General features: G+C 37.5%; 23 protein-coding genes. 6 read left to right on the top strand and 17 right to left on the bottom strand.

Annotation, left to right across the window (positions count from 1 at the left end; all coding sequences use genetic code 11):
- Positions 1-247: 247 nt before the first annotated feature.
- Positions 248-1,135, bottom strand: coding sequence for an aminoglycoside phosphotransferase family protein (locus tag A33I_RS01200; RefSeq protein WP_031311298.1), 888 nt, complete (start codon positions 1,133-1,135; stop codon positions 248-250).
- 121 nt (positions 1,136-1,256) lie between these two features.
- Here A33I_RS01200 and A33I_RS01195 point away from each other — a divergent pair, with 121 nt between their 5' ends.
- Together A33I_RS01195 and guaC are read left to right on the top strand one after the other, a co-directional pair.
- Complete coding sequence (locus A33I_RS01195; protein WP_031311296.1) at positions 1,257-1,979, top strand: MerR family transcriptional regulator; 723 nt, start codon at positions 1,257-1,259, stop codon at positions 1,977-1,979.
- Positions 1,980-2,162: 183 nt separating this feature from the next.
- Positions 2,163-3,146, top strand: a complete 984-nt coding sequence (guaC, locus tag A33I_RS01190) for a GMP reductase (protein WP_022626653.1) — start codon at positions 2,163-2,165, stop codon at positions 3,144-3,146.
- A 59-nt stretch (positions 3,147-3,205) separates the two neighbouring features.
- Here guaC and A33I_RS01185 read toward each other — a convergent pair whose 3' ends face one another.
- The 5 genes from A33I_RS01185 to A33I_RS01165 form a co-directional block, all read right to left on the bottom strand.
- Positions 3,206-3,415 (bottom strand): STAS domain-containing protein, encoded by a 210-nt coding sequence (locus A33I_RS01185; RefSeq protein ID WP_022626652.1) that lies wholly within the window; start codon positions 3,413-3,415, stop codon positions 3,206-3,208.
- A gap of 34 nt (positions 3,416-3,449) precedes the next feature.
- Positions 3,450-3,749: a hypothetical protein gene (locus A33I_RS01180; protein ID WP_022626651.1), complete on the bottom strand. Its 300-nt coding sequence runs from the start codon at positions 3,747-3,749 to the stop codon at positions 3,450-3,452.
- Between the two features lie 160 nt (positions 3,750-3,909).
- On the bottom strand, positions 3,910-4,692 hold the full coding sequence (locus tag A33I_RS01175; protein ID WP_022626650.1) for an SDR family oxidoreductase: 783 nt from the start codon (positions 4,690-4,692) through the stop codon (positions 3,910-3,912).
- A gap of 53 nt (positions 4,693-4,745) precedes the next feature.
- Positions 4,746-5,027, bottom strand: coding sequence for a hypothetical protein (locus A33I_RS01170; protein WP_022626649.1), 282 nt, complete (start codon positions 5,025-5,027; stop codon positions 4,746-4,748).
- Positions 5,028-5,157: 130 nt separating this feature from the next.
- Complete coding sequence (locus A33I_RS01165) at positions 5,158-5,529, bottom strand: hypothetical protein (RefSeq protein WP_022626648.1); 372 nt, start codon at positions 5,527-5,529, stop codon at positions 5,158-5,160.
- 381 nt (positions 5,530-5,910) lie between these two features.
- Between A33I_RS01165 and A33I_RS01160 the strand changes: the two genes are divergently transcribed.
- Both A33I_RS01160 and A33I_RS01155 read left to right on the top strand, forming a co-directional pair.
- On the top strand, positions 5,911-6,192 hold the full coding sequence (locus tag A33I_RS01160; RefSeq protein ID WP_022626647.1) for a hypothetical protein: 282 nt from the start codon (positions 5,911-5,913) through the stop codon (positions 6,190-6,192).
- Between the two features lie 226 nt (positions 6,193-6,418).
- On the top strand, positions 6,419-6,589 hold the full coding sequence (locus A33I_RS01155) for an aspartyl-phosphate phosphatase Spo0E family protein (protein ID WP_022626646.1): 171 nt from the start codon (positions 6,419-6,421) through the stop codon (positions 6,587-6,589).
- 75 nt (positions 6,590-6,664) lie between these two features.
- On the opposite strand, the gene gltC is transcribed toward A33I_RS01155, so the two are convergent.
- On the bottom strand, positions 6,665-7,570 hold the full coding sequence (gene gltC, locus A33I_RS01150) for a glutamate biosynthesis transcriptional regulator GltC (RefSeq protein WP_022626645.1): 906 nt from the start codon (positions 7,568-7,570) through the stop codon (positions 6,665-6,667).
- Between the two features lie 156 nt (positions 7,571-7,726).
- On the opposite strand from gltC, the gene gdhA reads away from it, so the two are divergent.
- The gene (gene gdhA / locus A33I_RS01145) at positions 7,727-9,109 is read left to right on the top strand and encodes an NADP-specific glutamate dehydrogenase (RefSeq protein ID WP_022626644.1); all 1,383 of its coding nucleotides are present in this window, start codon (positions 7,727-7,729) and stop codon (positions 9,107-9,109) included.
- 54 nt (positions 9,110-9,163) lie between these two features.
- Here gdhA and A33I_RS01140 read toward each other — a convergent pair whose 3' ends face one another.
- From A33I_RS01140 to A33I_RS01130, 3 genes are all read right to left on the bottom strand, one after another.
- A complete protein-coding gene (locus A33I_RS01140) occupies positions 9,164-9,565 on the bottom strand; it encodes an acyl-CoA thioesterase (protein WP_022626643.1) in 402 nt (133 codons plus the stop codon).
- Entirely contained in the window at positions 9,546-10,763 is a 1,218-nt protein-coding gene (locus tag A33I_RS01135; protein WP_022626642.1) for an iron-containing alcohol dehydrogenase, read from the bottom strand. Before A33I_RS01135 ends, A33I_RS01140 begins: the two co-directional genes overlap by 20 nt.
- Before the next feature lie 186 nt (positions 10,764-10,949).
- Positions 10,950-11,255 carry a YrhK family protein gene (locus tag A33I_RS01130; RefSeq protein ID WP_022626641.1) on the bottom strand — a complete coding sequence of 102 codons (306 nt, stop codon included), beginning with the start codon at positions 11,253-11,255 and terminating at the stop codon, positions 10,950-10,952.
- A 275-nt stretch (positions 11,256-11,530) separates the two neighbouring features.
- Here A33I_RS01130 and thpD point away from each other — a divergent pair, with 275 nt between their 5' ends.
- Entirely contained in the window at positions 11,531-12,445 is a 915-nt protein-coding gene (thpD, locus tag A33I_RS01125; RefSeq protein WP_022626640.1) for an ectoine hydroxylase, read from the top strand.
- A gap of 42 nt (positions 12,446-12,487) precedes the next feature.
- Here the strand turns inward: thpD and A33I_RS01120 are convergent, their stop codons facing one another.
- The 7 genes from A33I_RS01120 to A33I_RS01090 form a co-directional block, all read right to left on the bottom strand.
- Positions 12,488-13,267, bottom strand: coding sequence for a Cof-type HAD-IIB family hydrolase (locus A33I_RS01120; RefSeq protein ID WP_022626639.1), 780 nt, complete (start codon positions 13,265-13,267; stop codon positions 12,488-12,490).
- A 160-nt stretch (positions 13,268-13,427) separates the two neighbouring features.
- Complete coding sequence (locus A33I_RS01115; protein ID WP_022626638.1) at positions 13,428-13,694, bottom strand: phosphocarrier protein HPr; 267 nt, start codon at positions 13,692-13,694, stop codon at positions 13,428-13,430.
- 13 nt (positions 13,695-13,707) lie between these two features.
- Positions 13,708-15,714 carry a transketolase gene (tkt, locus tag A33I_RS01110; protein ID WP_022626637.1) on the bottom strand — a complete coding sequence of 669 codons (2,007 nt, stop codon included), beginning with the start codon at positions 15,712-15,714 and terminating at the stop codon, positions 13,708-13,710.
- A gap of 330 nt (positions 15,715-16,044) precedes the next feature.
- The gene (locus A33I_RS01105) at positions 16,045-17,307 is read right to left on the bottom strand and encodes a PTS galactitol transporter subunit IIC (RefSeq protein ID WP_022626635.1); all 1,263 of its coding nucleotides are present in this window, start codon (positions 17,305-17,307) and stop codon (positions 16,045-16,047) included.
- Between the two features lie 104 nt (positions 17,308-17,411).
- Positions 17,412-17,696: a PTS sugar transporter subunit IIB gene (locus tag A33I_RS01100; RefSeq protein WP_022626634.1), complete on the bottom strand. Its 285-nt coding sequence runs from the start codon at positions 17,694-17,696 to the stop codon at positions 17,412-17,414.
- Positions 17,693-18,172 carry a PTS sugar transporter subunit IIA gene (locus tag A33I_RS01095; RefSeq protein ID WP_022626633.1) on the bottom strand — a complete coding sequence of 160 codons (480 nt, stop codon included), beginning with the start codon at positions 18,170-18,172 and terminating at the stop codon, positions 17,693-17,695. The genes A33I_RS01100 and A33I_RS01095 overlap by 4 nt, the downstream gene beginning before the upstream one ends.
- Before the next feature lie 256 nt (positions 18,173-18,428).
- On the bottom strand, positions 18,429-19,301 hold the full coding sequence (locus tag A33I_RS01090) for a 6-phosphofructokinase (RefSeq protein WP_022626632.1): 873 nt from the start codon (positions 19,299-19,301) through the stop codon (positions 18,429-18,431).
- Positions 19,302-19,316 lie beyond the last annotated feature (15 nt).

Here is a 19,316-nt window from a genome sequence, read left to right as displayed (position 1 = left end):
AAGTCATGGACATAATTAAAGTGTTTGACTCAGGATACGACTGAAGCGCTAATCTAGTGGATGAAATATACGTAGACTCCTGTGTGGACTAGAGCAAATGTGAGATCCCACAGGGCGAAAGCCCAAGGAAGCTCACTAGCTCCACACGGAAAACGAAGTATATTTTAGGAGCGGTATACATAGGCCCCATCTGTAATATTTGTATTTCCAAAAGTAAAATACTTATGTCTCAGCCTCTTATGCTTTCTCACTTATACCACTTCGGAATATTGCTCTGGAAATAGTCATGGTCGTCTAACACTTCAAAAGCTCGTTCCGACAAAAATTCAAACTGCTTAGGTCCCATTTTCATCCCCCATACAAAAGCAGAAACTACATGCATCGCACTATACAGACCATAAAGCGGCCAGAAACTATCTTCCTCCCTTTTGTCTCTAAGGTAGCCGTCAATATTTCCTTTAGCAAAGGCCGGACTGACTTGCTTAGTAAAGAAACCTATCTTTTGCAAGTCATGAATAGGATCACCCCAATCCATCCTCTGAAAATCAATAATCCCGCTAAATTGGTCATGATGAAAGACTAGATTAGAAGGGAGAAAGTCGTCATGCTGAAACTGGTTTGGCCGCCCTTGCATTAGGTATTCATTTTCCCTTATATAACTGGATAAAAGCTTTTTCGTATGTTCATCTATATTAATGAGGTTGAGCTCTTTTAAATAGTTATCGCTTTTTTTCTTCTTAGCCGTATGCCATTCTGGAATTTCAAACGGAGCATTCAATTGATGAAGCTTCTTTAATTCTTCTGCTGCTTCTTTTCCCGCCCTATATTGCTCACTTACCTTTAACCTTGTTAATGCTTCTTCCCCGTCAGTACCTGGCATGTAGGATAAAACCATATATCCCTTCTCCTCATCTATTAACTCTCCAAACTCTATTGGTCTTGGTACCTTTTTAGAAAATGATGTGAGCTTAGAGATCGTTTCAAACTCAATCGTTCGCCGCTCTAATTCCTCTTTAGGGAAGATTCTAAGTAAATAGGTTTGATCAATAACATATTTTTCATCCCTAGAAAATCCTTTTGTAAGAGGTTGTATGGTATGTGCTTCTTTATATACTTTCAGGTATTTTCGGTTCATCTGATCCACCCTCTCACCTTCTTATATATCTTTCATTATACCAAATACTGGTGTAATTAATTTCATTCAAATATTGACTCTCACGTCACGTGATAGCTTATAGTAAGGTTTGAAAGGAGGGTTGGATGTGAAAGTAAAAAAAATTGCAGAGCTCGTGGGGATTAGTGTGCGCACACTTCATCATTATGACGAAATCGGCCTGTTAAAACCAGATACGATATCGGAAGCAGGCTATCGGTATTATTCAGAAAGTAACTTAGATACACTTCAACAAATTCTCTTCTATAAAGAACTTGGATTTTCATTAAAACAGATTAAAGAAGTACTCGAAGACCCTCGTTTTAATCAGGAAAAAGCATTAGTGTGGCAACGTAAAATGCTCTTGGAAAAGCGAGATAAACTTAACCAAATGATTGTAACGATTGACAAGACCATACAGTATAAAAAAGGAGACATTCATATGACAAGCGAAGAAAAGTTTAAGGGATTTGACTTCAGTCATAACCCTTATGAAAAGGAAGCAAGAGAACGTTATGGAGATAAAAAAGTAGATGAGACTGCTAAAGGTATGACTCAGGAACGACAAGAAGAGATGAATAATCTCTACCGGGAACTGGCTGCTATTCGTCAAACGGACCCAGCCTCAAAAGAAGCACAGGAAGCTATTAAAAAATGGTTTATCTTATTAAATAAAATAGGCAGCTATTCTTTAGATGCCTTTAAAGGGTTAGGTCAAATGTATATTCTAGACGATCGGTTCACTAAAAACATTGATCAATTCGGAGAAGGTCTAGCCCAATTTATGAGTGAAGCAATGGGCAGTTATGCAGATGATCGCCAATAAATTTTACTATGATTAAGCGATACAGAAGAGATGCTGTATCGCTTTTTTATTGTACCCCTTCCCTCCTTTACCTGTTCATCTCGAAAAAAGCTTTGACATTCATCAGAAAATGATGTAAATTACCAAATGTACGAACGATTCTTTTTAGATATAATTTAAATATTCGTTTTTAGGGGTGTAATTATGGAAAATGTGTTTGATTACGAAGATATTCAACTGATTCCAGCAAAATGTGTAGTAAATAGCCGATCTGAGTGTGATACAACCATCACTTTAGGTAAACATACATTTAAAATGCCAGTCGTACCTGCGAATATGCAGACGATTATTGATGAAACAATTGCAACGTTCTTAGCGAAAAATGGCTACTTCTACATCATGCATCGCTTCGAACCTGAAAAACGAGTATCTTTTATTAGAGATATGAAATCAAGGGAATTAATCTCTTCTATTAGCGTTGGAGTAAAAGCTGAAGAATACGATTTTGTGCTTAAATTAGCTGAGGAACAATTAGTGCCTGATTATATTACAATTGATATTGCACACGGCCACTCAAATGCCGTCATTGAAATGATTCAACATATTAAAAAACATTTGCCTGATTGCTTTGTTATTGCTGGTAATGTTGGGACGCCGGAAGCTGTAAGAGAGCTTGAGCATGCTGGAGCAGATGCTACAAAGGTTGGAATTGGACCAGGTAAAGTATGTATCACGAAGATTAAAACTGGTTTTGGTACAGGAGGCTGGCAGCTAGCTGCACTTCGCTGGTGTGCCAAGGCTGCAAGCAAACCTGTTATTGCGGATGGCGGTATTCGTACGCATGGTGATATTGCCAAATCTATCAGATTCGGCGCGTCTATGGTGATGATTGGTTCATTATTTGCAGGGCATGAAGAATCACCTGGCGAAACGATTGAAAAAGATGGAAAGCTATACAAGGAATATTTTGGATCGGCTTCAGAATTCCAAAAAGGCGAGAAGAAAAACGTTGAAGGGAAAAAGATGATTGTCGAGCACAAAGGTTCATTGAAGGATACATTAATTGAGATGGAGCAAGATCTTCAATCATCGATTTCTTACGCTGGTGGTACTAAATTAGATGCCATTCGTCACGTAGATTATGTTGTTGTAAAAAACTCTATCTTTAATGGTGATAAAACGTACTAATACAAGAATAACCTTATTTCCGTTTAGGAGGTAAGGTTATTTTTATATAAACGAATCCCTTATTGGTGTAAATAACGATGGATGACATTATGAAGATTACTTTGAAAAGAGGCCTCTACCTGATAACCATTCGTATTAAAATAAATCGCGTGTTCTGGTTTCACCCCAATAATAGTAACTGTTAAACCCATTACTTCAAATTGTTGAATCATCTTAATAAAAGCTGTAATACCCTCAGTAGATAATGTACCTATTCCACTGAGTTCCATTTTCTTTTAAGATACCGAGTACCCGAAGCTACCTTTAAGATCCATCTAGCACCCTCTGTACCTTCTCAAGTTCTTTTAGTGAGTTTATCATTTCAATAAACTCTAGTACGAGAAACCATAAGCCTACCAAACTGCATAAAATCCCAACGATTCCTAACAGGACCCCACAGTGACCGTTTTTCTTTATATCTACAAATCCTACAATTCCAAACACGAAGCTAATAACGATGAGAGGAAGGATAAATACAAATAAAATTTGGTGAAATATAATGGCTAGCATTCCGAAAATTAGAGATGTGATAGTTCGTGTGTTATAGCCTTCAAAAGTATTCATCTTACCCGCCCTTCTTCTGAATTAACTTATCTTCACCCTTACGAGTTCCCTTTCATAACACGAAAATGATCGAGTTGTACATGACATACTTTTACATACTCCTGCTATAATAGAGTAAGTTAGGGCAAATTTTAAAAATAAAAAGGTGACTTCGTATGAGTCACCCTCCCTTACGTATAAATCCGCCTTCTGAATGAATCACCTGTCCAGTCATCCAGGCTGCGTCTTCAGTTACCAAAAATTTAATAACCTTTGCTGCATCTTCTGGCTCTCCCACTCGACCGAAAGGAAATTTAGCTGCTAAATCTTGCTTGATTTCCTCTGTCATCCATCCCGAATTTGTCGGTCCGGGGTTCACCGCATTGACCGTTATACCGAGCGGCGCCACCTCTTGAGCGAGAGTGACCGTTAAAGCATCAATAGCTCCTTTGGTCGTTGCATACGCTAGCTCACCCGGCATGGGTCCTTGAGATTGACCAGAGGTAAGGTTGATAATTCTCCCTCCGCTGCCCTTTCTAAATGCTTGAGCAAAGTGATTTGAAAGCAGCATCGTTGCTCGTACATTAACAAAGTAATGCTTGTCTAATTCTTCAGCAGTTAAGGTTGTATAACCATTATTACTTGAATAGGCGGCATTGTTAATTAATATATCTGGATCACCCAGTTGTTCAACCACTTCTTTAAATAGCTTCTCGGGGGCAAGAATATCTCTTAAATCCAGTGCCATACACTGGACTTCCACACCAGATTGCCGAAGCTTTTCTTTTATCATTAAAGGTTCATCTACTTCGATCTGATAGGACATTTGTTCATCATAGTCTGTCCAATATGTAAAAAAGATCTGACATCCTGTTTCTGCAAGTTCCTTACAAATAGCAGCGCCAATTCCCCTCAAGCGGCTGACACCTGTTACTATCGCGATCTTTCCATCTAATGTTCCCATATTTAAGTCCCCCATTTCGGAGTCTTAATTCATCTCATCCTATCACCTATGTATTAACCGGTTACCATCATAACAATAATCACAAAATACCAGCTTATTCCTATGACAGTCATAATAATATAAGCTATCCCTATTATTTTTAGAGCCTTGTTATAGCCTTTATTGATCGTTACTGCGATCATATAGAAAAGCACTGATAAGACTACTGGTACAAACCATAGCATGGAACCAAATAGTTCGGGTAAATTGCTGTTTTGAACGAGTCTTTCATAAACAAAAATGAGTGCAAACAGGATACTAATCCCACTGATGATCTTAGCTGAACTTTTCACCACTTCATACCTCCCTATTCCCCTCATCTTATCATAAATATAAACTTTATATTCATGATGAATTGTCGAAAACAATGAGTAGGCAAAGCATGAAAAAAAGCGAGCAATTGAAATCCCATATGCTCGCTTTTACTTAGATTACCTCATACTTTGCATCTGCCAATCGGGAAATATCTTCCTTATATGGTTCGAACACTCCATTTCCTCGGTCGACTTCAACTAAGCGGATGTACTTTTCTTTTTCCAAGAATTTTAAATGCTGCATTAGTGCAGGATATATTTTATATGTGCCTTGTGAATAGGTTGATGCATCAAATCCTCGGTTCTCAATCAACCATTTACAGATTTCCACAACCGTTTTACCGTCTTTTAATAACATCATAATATCTTCATCTACATGTAAAAACTTTGCCGAAGAACGGGGTACTCTCTCTTTCTGTTTCGGCTTCTCGTCTTTATGATCATTTTCTTCCGAAGGATCTTCAAAAAGACTTAATTGTTCCATTAATACCTCACCTCATTTAACTTGCATAAAACTCTTGTTCTTTATTGTATCAAATGACTTGTAACAATTAAATTGGATTAATTGAAAGGTATTAATTGAAAGGTATAAGATTCACTGATTGCTTGTATGTATCGTTAATGAGCTTTATATTTCAAAATGTTTAGATACTTGCCTTATTCGTTATGTTAGTATAAAAAATTAAAAAACTACCTGGTAATTATGACTTCATTTAATATTCTTAATTCTTTTATATCCGTTTGAAACCTTTGATGCATAAGCGTAGTATAAGAAATCGTGTGACATGCAGCTAATGATTTGTTTGGAAAATCAAGATTAAAACCATAATCAAATTTAACAGTTGAGAAAAGGAGACTGGTCTTGGTGAAAAGTATAAACACTCTAGAATTTTCGGCTTGTTTAGAAGTTACGTTAGAGCACCCCTTAAAAGAATTTGGGGATACCTCTATGTTCGTCATGAAGTTTGATCACAATAAATATCTATTCTCCATTCCAGTACACAACTGGACATACCTTAAACATGAAAATGAATCGATCAACCTGCGCACTGCCCCTAGCTCTTATCGATATAGTCAATATCAAAAGGATTTAATAGAAACGATGCAAAAAGCTATATATGCAATCGATCAACCTACACTATCATAATTCCTGGAAAGACCGAGTATAGACACGTCTACATCCACTTGTTTATACTCGGTCTTTTTATGTTAAATTATCATACACTTTTTCACAAAAAAGTCCTATCTTCCTTCATAAAATTCAAAAACTTTGTCGAAGCTCTTAACATCTAAGCAAAAGTGATCTAAGATAGAGAACGGTTACTTTTCACCTATAAATTGGATTAATTATATATAGATGGGAGTTACATACGTTGTTTAATGATGCATTACTAATAAAATTAGAAGGTCGAATTGAAAAGCTTCGCTGCGAGATGATTAAAAGCGGTCTTAAAAATGGATTAAATCATCCAGATACAATTAAATACAGCCAGCAATTAGACATGCTCTTAAATCGTTATAATCGAATGAGAACCTCATCATAATCTCCAGTATTAGTCCTCAGTCCACTTCACTATCTACAAATTGCCAACTCTTTAATTACTTTCCCACAATAATAATTAATTTTGAAAGCGGTCGAGTCTTGTAAAAATCTTCTTTAAAAATTGATAAAACAGCTCCTCAGCTGGCAATAACGGTCTTTCACCCGGAATAATGACTCCGACAGTCCTTGGAATCATCGGTTCTTCTACAGGAATTCTTACTGTTGAAGGAGGGACATGGTCCATTAACGTAATTTCGGGAATCAATGTAATGCCGAGACCTGCTGCGGCAAGCCCTTTTAATGCATCAATATCATCACCTTCAAATGACACTTCAGGAGTAAAGCCTTGACTCTCGCAAGCCTTAACAATAATATCCCTTAAAATATATCCTTCAGGTAATAAAATAATGGATTCCTCTTTAAGCTCTCTCAGCATTAAGCTTTTATAGTTTGCGAATGGATGGTGTATAGGAACTAGAGCGACAATTTTTTCTGTAAATAAGATCTCGCTTTTAAGTTTAGGTTCATTTCTCGGTACAGGCCCAATCAAAGCCATGTTAAAATCTCCATTCACTACCCCATTAATTAGTTCAAGATATGTTGCTTGCTTTAATTTGAATTTCACCTTCGGATATTGCTTTCTGAATGCTACCACAGCCGTTGGCAATGTATATGCAGCCATGCTAATCGGAAAAGCAATGCGAATTGTTCCTTGTTCTGGGTCTAAATATTCTTCAACTTCTAATTTAGCATTGTCAATCACGTTCATCGCCTGATTCATCCGCTCTAAAAATAGACGTCCAATTGGTGTTACTTTTACCCTTCTTCCTTCTCTAATAAATAGCTTGACTCCTAATTCTTCTTCTAAATTTGAGATTTGTCTGCTGACTGCCGATTGTGCGACATGCAAGGCTTCTGCAGCCTCTGTCATATGTTCTCGTTTTGCCACTTCAATAAAATATTTGATTTGTCTTAATTCCAATTTATCCCCTCCATTATTAAATGATCTCAATTTGGCATTAATTTTATCTAAACTTCATATTGTTCATATCAATCAGTCAATAATAAAATACTACATAACAGAAAATCTAACAATCAGAACATTCAAAATCACTATCCGATATTGGGGGAGATTGAAATGGAGACATTAGAGAAGGTACTAGACTCAAAAACAGAGGAAGCTAGACTATATGTAGATCAAGTATTTAGTTCCGTTAAGGAAAGAAATCCTAATGAGTCTGAATTCCATCAAGCCGTGAAAGAGGTATTTGACTCGTTAGTACCAGTGCTTGCAAAGGACCCCTCTTATAGTAAGAACGGGATTTTAGAACGCATAGTTGAACCTGAACGTGTGATCAGTTTCCAAGTTCCTTGGGTGGATGATCATGGAACTGTCCAAGTAAACCGTGGTTTTCGTGTACAGTTTAATAGTGCTATAGGTCCTTACAAAGGCGGCATTCGCTTCCATCCATCAGTTAATACAAGCATTGTGAAATTTCTTGGTTTCGAACAGATCTTCAAAAATTCCTTAACGGGTCAGCCTATCGGCGGTGGAAAGGGCGGAGCTGACTTTGATCCAAAAGGAAAGAGTGATGCTGAAATTATGCGCTTCACTCAAAGTTTCATGAGCGAACTGGGCAAACATATCGGAGCAGACACTGATGTTCCTGCTGGAGACATTGGAGTGAGTGCTCGTGAAATTGGCTATATGTTCGGTCAATATAAGAAAATGCGCGGTCAATATGAAGCGGGTGTTCTAACTGGAAAAGGCTTCTCTTATGGTGGAAGTCTTGCGAGAAAAGAAGCAACAGGGTATGGAACCGTCTATTTTGTTGAAGAAATGCTCAAAGAAAAGGGATTAACTTTTCAAGGAAATACTGTTGTCGTTTCTGGGTCAGGTAATGTTTCCATTTATGCAATGGAAAAAGCGATTCAACTAGGCGGCACTGTTGTTGCATGCAGTGATTCAAATGGTTATATCTATGATGAAGCTGGCCTTAAACTTGATACCATTAAACGTTTAAAAGAAGTGGAAAACAAACGAATCTGCGAATATGTGAAAGACCACCCACAAGCAAGGTATATCAATGACTGTACAGCCATTTGGGAGGTTCCTTGCAACATCGCTCTTCCTTGTGCAACACAAAATGAAATTGATGAATATCATGCAAAAACACTTGTAAACAATGGTGTCCTTGCAGTAGGAGAAGGGGCCAACATGCCATCTACTCTTGAAGCTGTGCATGTATTCCAAACAAATGGGGTTTTATTTGGACCTGCAAAAGCCGTAAATGCCGGCGGGGTAGCAGTATCTGCTCTTGAGATGGCACAAAACAGTATGAGACTTAGCTGGACATTTGATGAGGTAGATGCTAAGCTGCAGCAAATCATGAAGAACATCTACAAAACAAGCTTAGACGCTTCATATGAATATGGGGAACCTGGTAACCTTGTCCTCGGTGCAAACATTGCTGGATTTAAAAAGGTCGCAGATGCCATGATTTCTCAAGGAGTTATCTAAATAATCAACAAGCCGACTAGTCTCTTGCTTCTAGTCGGCTTTTTAACATTATTTCTACTCTCTTTCTGGCCAAAGATGTTCTTCTAATTCTGCCTTTATCTTCTCTGGAATAGATTCAGTCTGTTGTGTATGGAGGTTGAAATTCACATAGACTGCTTCATTTTTAGCACATAGCATGCCCTTTTGATGAATTTCCTCATACAACTCTAAACTACTGTTTCCAATCCGCTTGATCCACATTTTCACTTCGACCTTTTCACCGAAATAGATTTGCTTTTTATACTCGAGTGTTGTTTTCACGATAACCATTTTCCAATCTTCAAATGAAAGGTCTGGAGTAAATAATTTGAATAACTCATGTCTGCCCGCTTCAAGCCACACAGGAATGGTTGTATTATTTATATGACCGGCTCCATCCGTTTCAGACACCCGTGGTTCAATCTCTGTAACATACACCTTTATTCCCCCTCCTATTTAAGGGACCATACTCATATGAACGAATCCCTTCAAATGCCATTTCATAGATACGATAAATGTCTTCTTTAGTTAACGGGAGCGGACTTCTGGCTAACAATCTAGTTTGCTTACATGCATCAGCAGTAAGAGCTTCTAGATCTTCTTCTCTTACCCCGTATTCTTTTAATGAAGTTGGTAAATTGACGTCTTCTATCATCTGCCTAAAGAGGCCTAAGTAATCATCTCTTTCATACAATTTAGTTGGATGGTAACTCGGGTCAAGCAAAGCTGCTGCTTGCTGCATTTTATCAGGACAGCTTTTGCTTATGTACGAGAGGACGTATGGTAATAGTACTGCATTCGATTCCCCATGCGGAATATGAAATTTACTTCCAAGAGGGTATGCAAGAGCGTGGACACCAGCAACCCCGGCGTGAAAAAAAGAAAGACCTGCTAAGTAGCTTCCTTCGCTTAAGTCCCTCCTTGCCTCCTTGTTTTCACCATTATCTACCGCCTGTTTTAAAGACCCTGATATCAATTGCATTGCTTTTTGTGCTAACCCATCCGTTACGGAGTTAGCTTGTACAGAAAGAAAGGCTTCAACGGCATGAGTAAGAGCATCTACCCCAGTCGCAGCTGTTAACCTAGGGGGCACAGATACAGTTAATGCAGGGTCGACAAGAGCGACATCAGCAATTAAATAATCGTGCGCTACCACATCTTTAGTTCCAGGCAGGGCAAGCACAGAAATGTTTGTTACTTCACTCCCTGTCCCAGAAGTAGTAGGAACTAGAATTTTTGGCAATCCTCTTGCGATAATTTTTTTATCTCCAGTTAGATTTAAATAATCTCTTACTGTCCCATCATGAATGGAAAGCACGGCTGCAAGCTTAGCTAAATCCAGCACACTGCCTCCACCTAATCCTATTACAACATCAACATTTTTTTCTTTAGTATATTTCACCAATCTTTGAGCACATTCAAGCGTAGGTTCTGCTTCCACATCTGAATACACATGGATATTTGCTACTGTCATGATATTTTCCACGATGTCTTTTACACTCTCTAGTTCAAGCAAAATATCATCTGAAATAAGTAAAATCTCCTTCGCTTCCATTTTTAATACATGTTCCTTAAGCGACTCGAACACTCCCCATCCAATTTCTGTTACGCCTGGAAATCTCAATGTATACGACAAGTTAATCAGCCTCCTTATTAATTCTTTCTGTCCCTTTCATTATTTGACATAAGAAATGCAACGACCTTTATTTTTCTTATTTTTGTAATTGGCTTCTGCCTTTTTTATGTATATATTCATAACTAACGCTAACCATTTTTCAATATAAAAAAGCGCCACAGAAGGCGCCTTTTTATATTCATCAGACTAATTATTATCCGTAGTATATGTGTCCTTGTCCTGTATTTCCTTTCTTAAACTTGCACTATGCATAAGCCTTAATATCGGCCTGACAACTAAAAAAGTACTTCCAGCGAGATAACAAATGAGACCAATTTTTTCTGCCTGATCAAAAAAATTAAGGATACTCCCTATCACAAACAATATCCCAATTAATAGATCGTTAATCGTAGAAATAACTCTATATCTCTTATCAAAATAAATACGCATTCGGCCCAGCTTCACGTCAAGATACTCTTCACCATTTTTAATTCTTGTAACTTTATTCTTCATGAACATCCTCCTTGGTGCAAAGCTCCCTACATGATTTTACCCTCTATCATAAAATATGAAACTGCTCCCTGATTTTTCCTGTTAAATAAAACGTTGCCCTTGCTTTAACAAGTTATAAAGCCATACCTATTCTACCCCTGTTAAAAAAATTGATATATTGTTCTCATTTTCACAAATTCATGTTTATTATGAAAATTTGAGTGGTATGAGTGTGAGTGAGCCAGATATACCAAATTATTGGTTATCTGAGATCTATGAAATAGGAGTGTTTGCACATGCAAGATTTTTACCCTTCAAGAGTAAGCGATAAGCCGCAGATCACGAAGCGTAAGGACCCTGTGATTCATACCGACCGCAGACTAGACCATGAGGCTCCTCTTTCCAAAGAGCAGCTTAATTTTTATGAGAAAAACGGCTTTTTGCAAATTGAGAACCTATTCTCAGAAAAAGAAGTAGCAGCCATGCAAAAGGCCATTTTTGAGTTACAGGACTCAAACAAACACACACAGTCGGATAAAATTATCCGTGAACCAGATTCTGATGAGATTCGTTCTATCTTTTCTGTAGACCAAGACGACGAATACTTTAAAAACATAGCTGGAGATGAAAGATTACTTAAAATTGTTAACCACTTATTAGGAAGTGATGTCTATATTCATCAATCTCGAATAAACTATAAGCCAGGCTTTTCAGGTAAGGAGTTTAACTGGCATTCGGATTTTGAAACATGGCACACAGAAGACGGAATGCCGCGGATGCGTGCGTTAAGTATGTCGATTGCTCTATCCGACAACTATATCCATAATGGCCCGCTCATGCTCGTACCAGGATCTCATAACTACTATGTGAGCTGTGTTGGTGAAACGCCTGAAAATAACTACAAGCAATCATTACAAACTCAAAAAGTAGGTGTTCCTGATAATGACAGCTTGAAATGGCTTGTAGAAAAAATAGGCGGAGGATTATCGGTTGCCACAGGTAAAGCTGGTACAATTACCATCTTTGAATCAAACACGATGCATGCTTCAACCAGCAATATGACTCCATATCCGCGAAACAATTTATTTATGGTATATAACAGCGTAGAGAATAAGCTCGTTGAACCTTTCTCAGGAGCTGGCAAAAGACCAGAATACATTGCCGTTCGTAAAACGACCGAACCGCTTGGAAAGGAAACCGTACTTAAATAGAAAAGAGGCAATTCAGCATTGTGCTGAATTGCCTCTTTATCATTATAATAACCCTACCATTTTCAATCCGTGAACTATACCATCCTCATCCACTGCTTTTGAAAGGTATCTCGCTGCTTTTTTCGTCTCTTCATGTGCATTTCCCATGGCTACACCGTGAGCAACAGTCGAGAGCATTTCAATGTCATTTAATCCATCACCGAATGCATACACATTCTCAGGATTGATTCCAAGCTTCTCAATCATTTTCTCAATACCCTTTGCTTTTGAACCACCTGCTGGCAGTACATCTACCGATAGAGGATGCCATCTAATAAAGTCAAAAGCATGGAACTTCTTCTCATAAAATTTTTCTTCTTCGTGCTCACAAAATAATAGTGTTTGATAGATATGTTCCATTTTGAAATAGTCAGGATCGTGAGTAGGAAAAGCCTCTACTTTTAATGTCCCGATACTTTCATCGATATGATCATGCTGTTCTACATTCGCCTTCATTTCTTTTTTTCCCATATAAACAAGAGGATGATCATTTGTAGCTGCAAGCTCGGTAATCTCCTCAAGCTTATCTTTATCAAGAGGGTTGCCGTAAATCAGCTCACCTTCCACTTCCACATATTGACCGTTATAGCTGACAAAGTTATGAATGCCTAATTCCTCACGCAGATCTTCATACATAAAAGGAGCACGGCCTGTAGCAATTGCCACTTCATGTCCAGCTTGCTTTAACTCTTTAATGGCTTCTTTTGTTGATTGAGGCAGCTTCTTATCATGGTCTAATAAAGTACCGTCAATATCAAAGAAAATGATTTTTTTGTCTGTCATGATTCCACTCCTATATACTCTATTTTTATAATAAAAAAATCTCTTACTCCAAAAGATTAGAGTAAGAGACATGCTATCTCACTCATTATAAAATAAATCTCCACTTATCCATTATAACGTAACAGACAAGCAACATGAAATTCATCTAAATGAGTTTATCTTATTTAGCTAATTCCTGATTATTAAGGGTTTCAGTAATTGCTTTTAGAGCTGCAATTTCATCATTACCAGAAGTTCTAATCTTAATTTCCGCCCCATTAGGGATTCCCAAAGCCATCACGCCCATAATAGACTTTAAGTTTACACTTTTTTCTTTATATACCAACTGAATGTCTGACTCGTAATTACCAGCTGTTTTAACTAATACAGTTGCAGGTCGAGCATGAATTCCAGTTTCATCTATCACTGTAAATACTTTTTCTGCCATTATTTATTCACTCCTATGTTAAAGATTTAAATGTTTCTACAATATTTTGGATTGTAAATCCATATTCCTTAAACAATTTGCCAGCGGGAGCTGAGGCACCAAATTTATCTACCGTAATATGATTCCCTTTATCCCCTATATATTTATGCCAACCAATTGAAGAACCCATTTCGATTGCAATCCTTTTATTTAAATGATCTGGCAGGACTTCTTTCTTGTATTCGATAGGTTGTTGATCAAATCGGTCCCAGCTTGGCATGCTTACAACTGTAACGAAGATTTCCTCTTTCTCTAACTCTTCTTGTGCGGAGATGGCTAGTGACACTTCTGATCCTGTTGCTAGTAACAGTCCTGTTGCTTCATTCTTAGCTTCTGATACAACATAAGCTCCTCTTTTTACGCCTTCAGCGACTACTGCACTATCAAGCTTTAGTGTCGGTACATTCTGCCTAGTAAGTACGAGAGCAGTTGGCTTATCTGAACTTTCTATAGCTATACTCCATGCAGCCACCGTTTCTTTTGCATCAGCTGGGCGAATCACCGACATACCTGGCATCGCGCGTAATGAGGCAAGTTGCTCTACCGGTTCATGAGTTGGGCCATCTTCCCCAACCGCTATACTATCATGGGTAAAAACGTACGTAATAGGCAATTTCATTATTGCAGCTAGCCTCATTGCTGGTCTTAGATAATCCGAAAATACAAAAAAGGTTGCTCCAAAAACTTTCAAACCTCCATGAAGAGCCATACCATTTAAAGCGGCCCCCATTCCAAATTCACGAACCCCAAACCAAATATTTCTCCCAGCATAATTTCCAGAAGCGAAGTTATCTTCCTTTGTAAGAAGAGTTTTATTAGAGCTTGCTAAATCTGCAGATCCCCCTAGCAATTGAGGAATAGAATATGCCAAAGCATTGAGTGCTTTTCCTGAAGATACTCTTGTAGCAATCTCTTCACCATATTGAAATGTTGGTAGATTGTCTCTCCAGTTATTGGGGAGCTCATCGTTGCTCACGGCTTCTAATTGAGCTGCTAGATTAGGGTAGGCTTTTTTATAGTCTTCAAAACTCTTCAACCATGAGGATTCTTTATCTGCCCCTTTTTCAGCAAGCTTTTGGTAATGAGTTCTCACTTCTTCAGGGACATGAAATGACTCGTCATATTCCCAGTTATAAGCTAATTTAGTTAAACTAGTTTCTTCCACCCCTAGTGGAGCACCGTGTGAAGAAGAGGTGCCCGCTTTACTAGGTGCACCAAAACCTATTGTCGTTTTTACCTCTATTAAAGTAGGCCGGTTAAGATCACTTTTAGCCTTTTGAATGGCTTGTTGTATAGCTTTTAAATCATTCCCATCTTCTACACGTAATACTTGCCAACCATATGCTTTAAACCTCTCTTCTACATTTTCAGAGAAAGAATGGTGAAGCTCACCATCTAAAGAAATATCATTTGAATCATATAACATAATTAGACGTCCTAGTTTCAGATGCCCTGCTAATGAACCTGCCTCAGCCGATACTCCTTCCATCAAATCACCATCACCACAAATGCTGTAAGTAAAGTGATCTACTATATTGAATTTCTCCTTATTGTATGTAGCTGCTATATGCCTTTCTGCCATTGCCATCCCTACAGCCATTGCAACACCTTGCCCTAAAGGTCCAGTCGTCGCCTCTACTCCAGGAGTATGTCCTACCTCTGGATGTCCAGGAGTCTTACTGCCCCACTGCCTGAAATTCTTCAGATCTTCCAAGGATACACCATAACCGAACAAATGAAGAAGACTGTATAACAACATCGATCCGTGACCTGCTGATAATACAAACCGATCACGATTGAACCAATTAGGATTAGCAGGGTTATGATTCATTTCATCAGCCCATAAGGCATAAGCCATTGGAGCAGCTCCCATTGGCATCCCAGGATGCCCTGAGCTAGCTTTCTCAATTGCATCTATAGAGAGTGTACGAATTGTATTAATAGCCAGTTGTGTCACCTCTTGATCAATTACTGTGCTCATTTAATCACTCCTTAATTTAAATAAGAGGATGTATCAACATTACTTGATTTTATCCTCCTACCTTTCTAAACAACTATTCAACTAAACTAATTGGACTTTGTATTTCAAACATTCTTACTTGAATTAATGAGTTTCAGCAGACTTCTTCTTTCTTGTAAAAAACAATTTATAAGTGGCTATACCTACAATTAATGTATTAATTGGGAATTGATATTGTAAATAGATTTCACTAAGGAACCTTCCATGTGGTCCTAATGCATAATCTACAAATCCCTCTACCATTTTATCACCATACTCTCTTATGATTGTTTTTAATAATAAAATATAATCTTAATTAAAAATTGCAAAGAACTTATAAATAACCCAGTTAATTAAATTCCCACCTTGATCAAGACTCGATACTAAATTTGTACCTTCTGGCAAGTTAAATTGGCCATTGACTGCCATTTCCGTATGAATAACAGCAATATCTGTAGCCATATAAAGTGTTAATGCAATTAAAATAGATCCTACAATGACGGAATGTACAATGTTTCCTCTTGCGGCTCCCACGATAAAAGCGACAATAAATGGAATTGTTGCAAGATCTCCAAACGGTAAAACATTATTACCCGGTAAGATAACAGCTAATAAAACAGTAATTGGTACTAAGATTAACGCAGTTGAAATCACGGATGGATGCCCAATTGCTACAGCAGCATCTAATCCAATATAAATGTCCTTCTGACCAAATCTTTTCTTTAAAAATTCACGCGCTGATTCTGAAACAGGCGTTAACCCTTCCATTAAGATCTTAACCATACGAGGCATTAACACCATTACACCAGCCATTGCCATTCCTATTTGAATCGTTTCTCCTACTGGATACCCAGCGAGTAACCCTAATCCTATTCCAAGAATCAGACCCATGAAAATCGATTCTCCAAACACTCCAAACCGTCTTTGAATGGATTCAGGATCTGCATTCCAGTTCTTGATTACTGGTGTTTTCTGTAGAAGTTTAACAAGCGGAATTCCAAGCGGAGCATATGATACAGTACTTCCAGTTGCTACAGATACACCTGGTAAATCAAAGTAATCACGTAACATTGGTGCAGTCCAATCTGCTATTTTCAAACAAGCTATTTGGAATAGTACTGCCGCAATCAAGCCTTGAATCATACTTCCCGAAATGGTATATACAATAGCTCCTGTAAAAGTGAAATGCCAGAAGTTCCATATATCAACATTCATTGTCTTTGTGGTGTTTGTTGCAAGCATAATTACATTGACTAATAGTCCCAGAGGTATAATAAAAGCTGCTATTGGTGAAGCCCAAGACATGGAAGCAGCTCCTGGCCACCCTACATCAATAACATTTAGTTGAATACCAAAACGATCAACCATGCCATTTGCAGCGGGACCTAGATTACTAACAAGTAAATCAACGACAAGGAAAATCCCCACAAATGCAACACCAATGATTAGTCCCGATCTGAAAGCCTTTCCAACTTTTTGTCCAAAGGCAATTCCAATTAAAAATATAGCAACTGGCAAAATAACCGTAGGCCCTAGTGCCAAGAATGATTGTAGAAACTCAACCATACGATCCATGAACGGATCCCCCTTTACCTAAACAATTTTCTCGCTTTCAATGTTTAGAAATTGAAAGCGAGAGACTGTGTGAATGAAGATTATGTATGTCTATTAATCTTCTATTATTTTTTCAATTCCTCTAAAATTTCAGCTTTCGCTTCATCTAAACCAATTCCTGTTAAGAATGCTCGAGCGTTAATTACTGGGAATGGATACTCTTTTTGAACAATTGTTGTGCTTATTAATAAATCAGCTGTATCTACATAACCACCAACTTCAGTGATTTTAATTTGAACTAAGTTAGCTGGAATGTTATTCTCCTTGCACATTGATTCGATTGCATCATTCACAATAGTAGAAGTAGCAATTCCTGCTCCACATGCGATTAAAATTTGTTTCTTTTTCAATTTAATTCACCTCCTTTCAATTCAACTTGTAGAAGATTTAGAAGTAGATCTTTTACTTTTGTCCTTGACTCTTCATGGGCAATTTGATTTAAAATACTATCATCTTGGAAAATTTGCATTAAGCGTTGCAATAATTCTAACTGTGAATGACTTTCATTCATGGCTAGCATGAATACTAATTTAACAGGCGTTGTTTCACCCTCTTCACCCATGATGACAAAATCAACCGGCTCCTTCATAATTCCTACACTAATTGCTTTCTCGTTTACATGCTCTTTATCTGTATGAGGAATTGCAACTGAGTAACCTTTTGTAGGAAGACCTGTAGCAAAATTCTTTTCTCTTGCCACAATCGCATCAATATAGCTTTCTTTTACAAGACCTTTTTCAAATAAATTACCTGCCATTACTCGAATCGCTTCTTCTGAACTTAATGCTTCTATATCTTTTAAAATTAATGTTTCATCAAAATGCATATTGTACTCCTCCTAATAAATATCATAAGCTTGGTATTTAACTTCAATATTTCAGTTACTCAAAAGCAATGTAAATGAAAGGAAATACCCTCAAGCAGATGTGAGATTGCTGCTGTCTTTCTCTTTCTATATTTATAGTAGCATCACACCAGCTCAAAATGTATCCGTTTTCATCCCCATTCATTGAACCTCGGTTGTACAACATTGTGATGATGTTTTTCAAAGAAAAAACAGCTTAGATATACAAGCTAAGCTGTTAAACTCTTGAATAACTTTTCCTTTTCACTTCTCTTCGATCAATATAAAGGACTTCGGATTTTGCATGAGAATGAACCCATTCCACTGCCTGATTGGCAAATGTCTTAGCTATTATTCGGTCTAAAGCAGATGGATTTTGTCCCATACAGAGTGCTTCATCAATTTGAATAACTTTCCAATCAACATCAAGTTCAGGAAGAGAGTACTCTGGAATGTTTGCCGCATATATTCTCTCATCAAATAGCAAAAATGAGTAGGTCAATCCATTGGAAAAATTATTCTTTAAAGACTGCTGAATCGAACAACTATTGTCTCTATTAAACTGATTTTGATTAGACTGACTTTCTAAATAAAATCCATCTACTGCGATAGAAAGATCTTTAAGCATCTTAGAAGGTGCTTCTCCCGGGATTTGAACACCAAATAGTCTTGGTATTGAATATTTGAGAGATTCGATTGTGTCCTTTATTTTTAACGTACTTTCAATAATAGAATTGAGGGCTGTATCATAACCAAGAGATAGCTCCGTCCATGTTATATTATTGTGTATTGATGCAGGTACAAACAAAAATTCAATCTGATTATTTACTTTTTTTAATTCCTTAAAAACATTTATCCCGCCAATAACAATTATCCGACTAAATAAATGAAGGTCTCCAATTAATCTTTCTAAGACATCGGAAGAAACCGTTTGCAATACAGGATAAGATGAAGCATATTCGTGAAGGTCTTTTGTATGCATTTTACCTTCGTGATCATTCCATTCGATTCCCACCACCTCATAAGAGGATAGTTGTGACAGAATTCTTTGAAGAAATTGATGTAATCCTGAAGGTGAATGATCTACATTAATAATTCCAATTTTGGTCAAGGCTATCACCTCTAC

Source organism: Alkalihalophilus marmarensis DSM 21297 (genome assembly GCF_000474275.2).
Classification (GTDB): Bacteria; Bacillota; Bacilli; order Bacillales; family Bacillaceae_D; genus Alkalihalophilus; species Alkalihalophilus marmarensis.
Note: the sequence above shows the minus strand (reverse complement) of the source record. Positions and strands in the feature narration are given on the sequence as shown.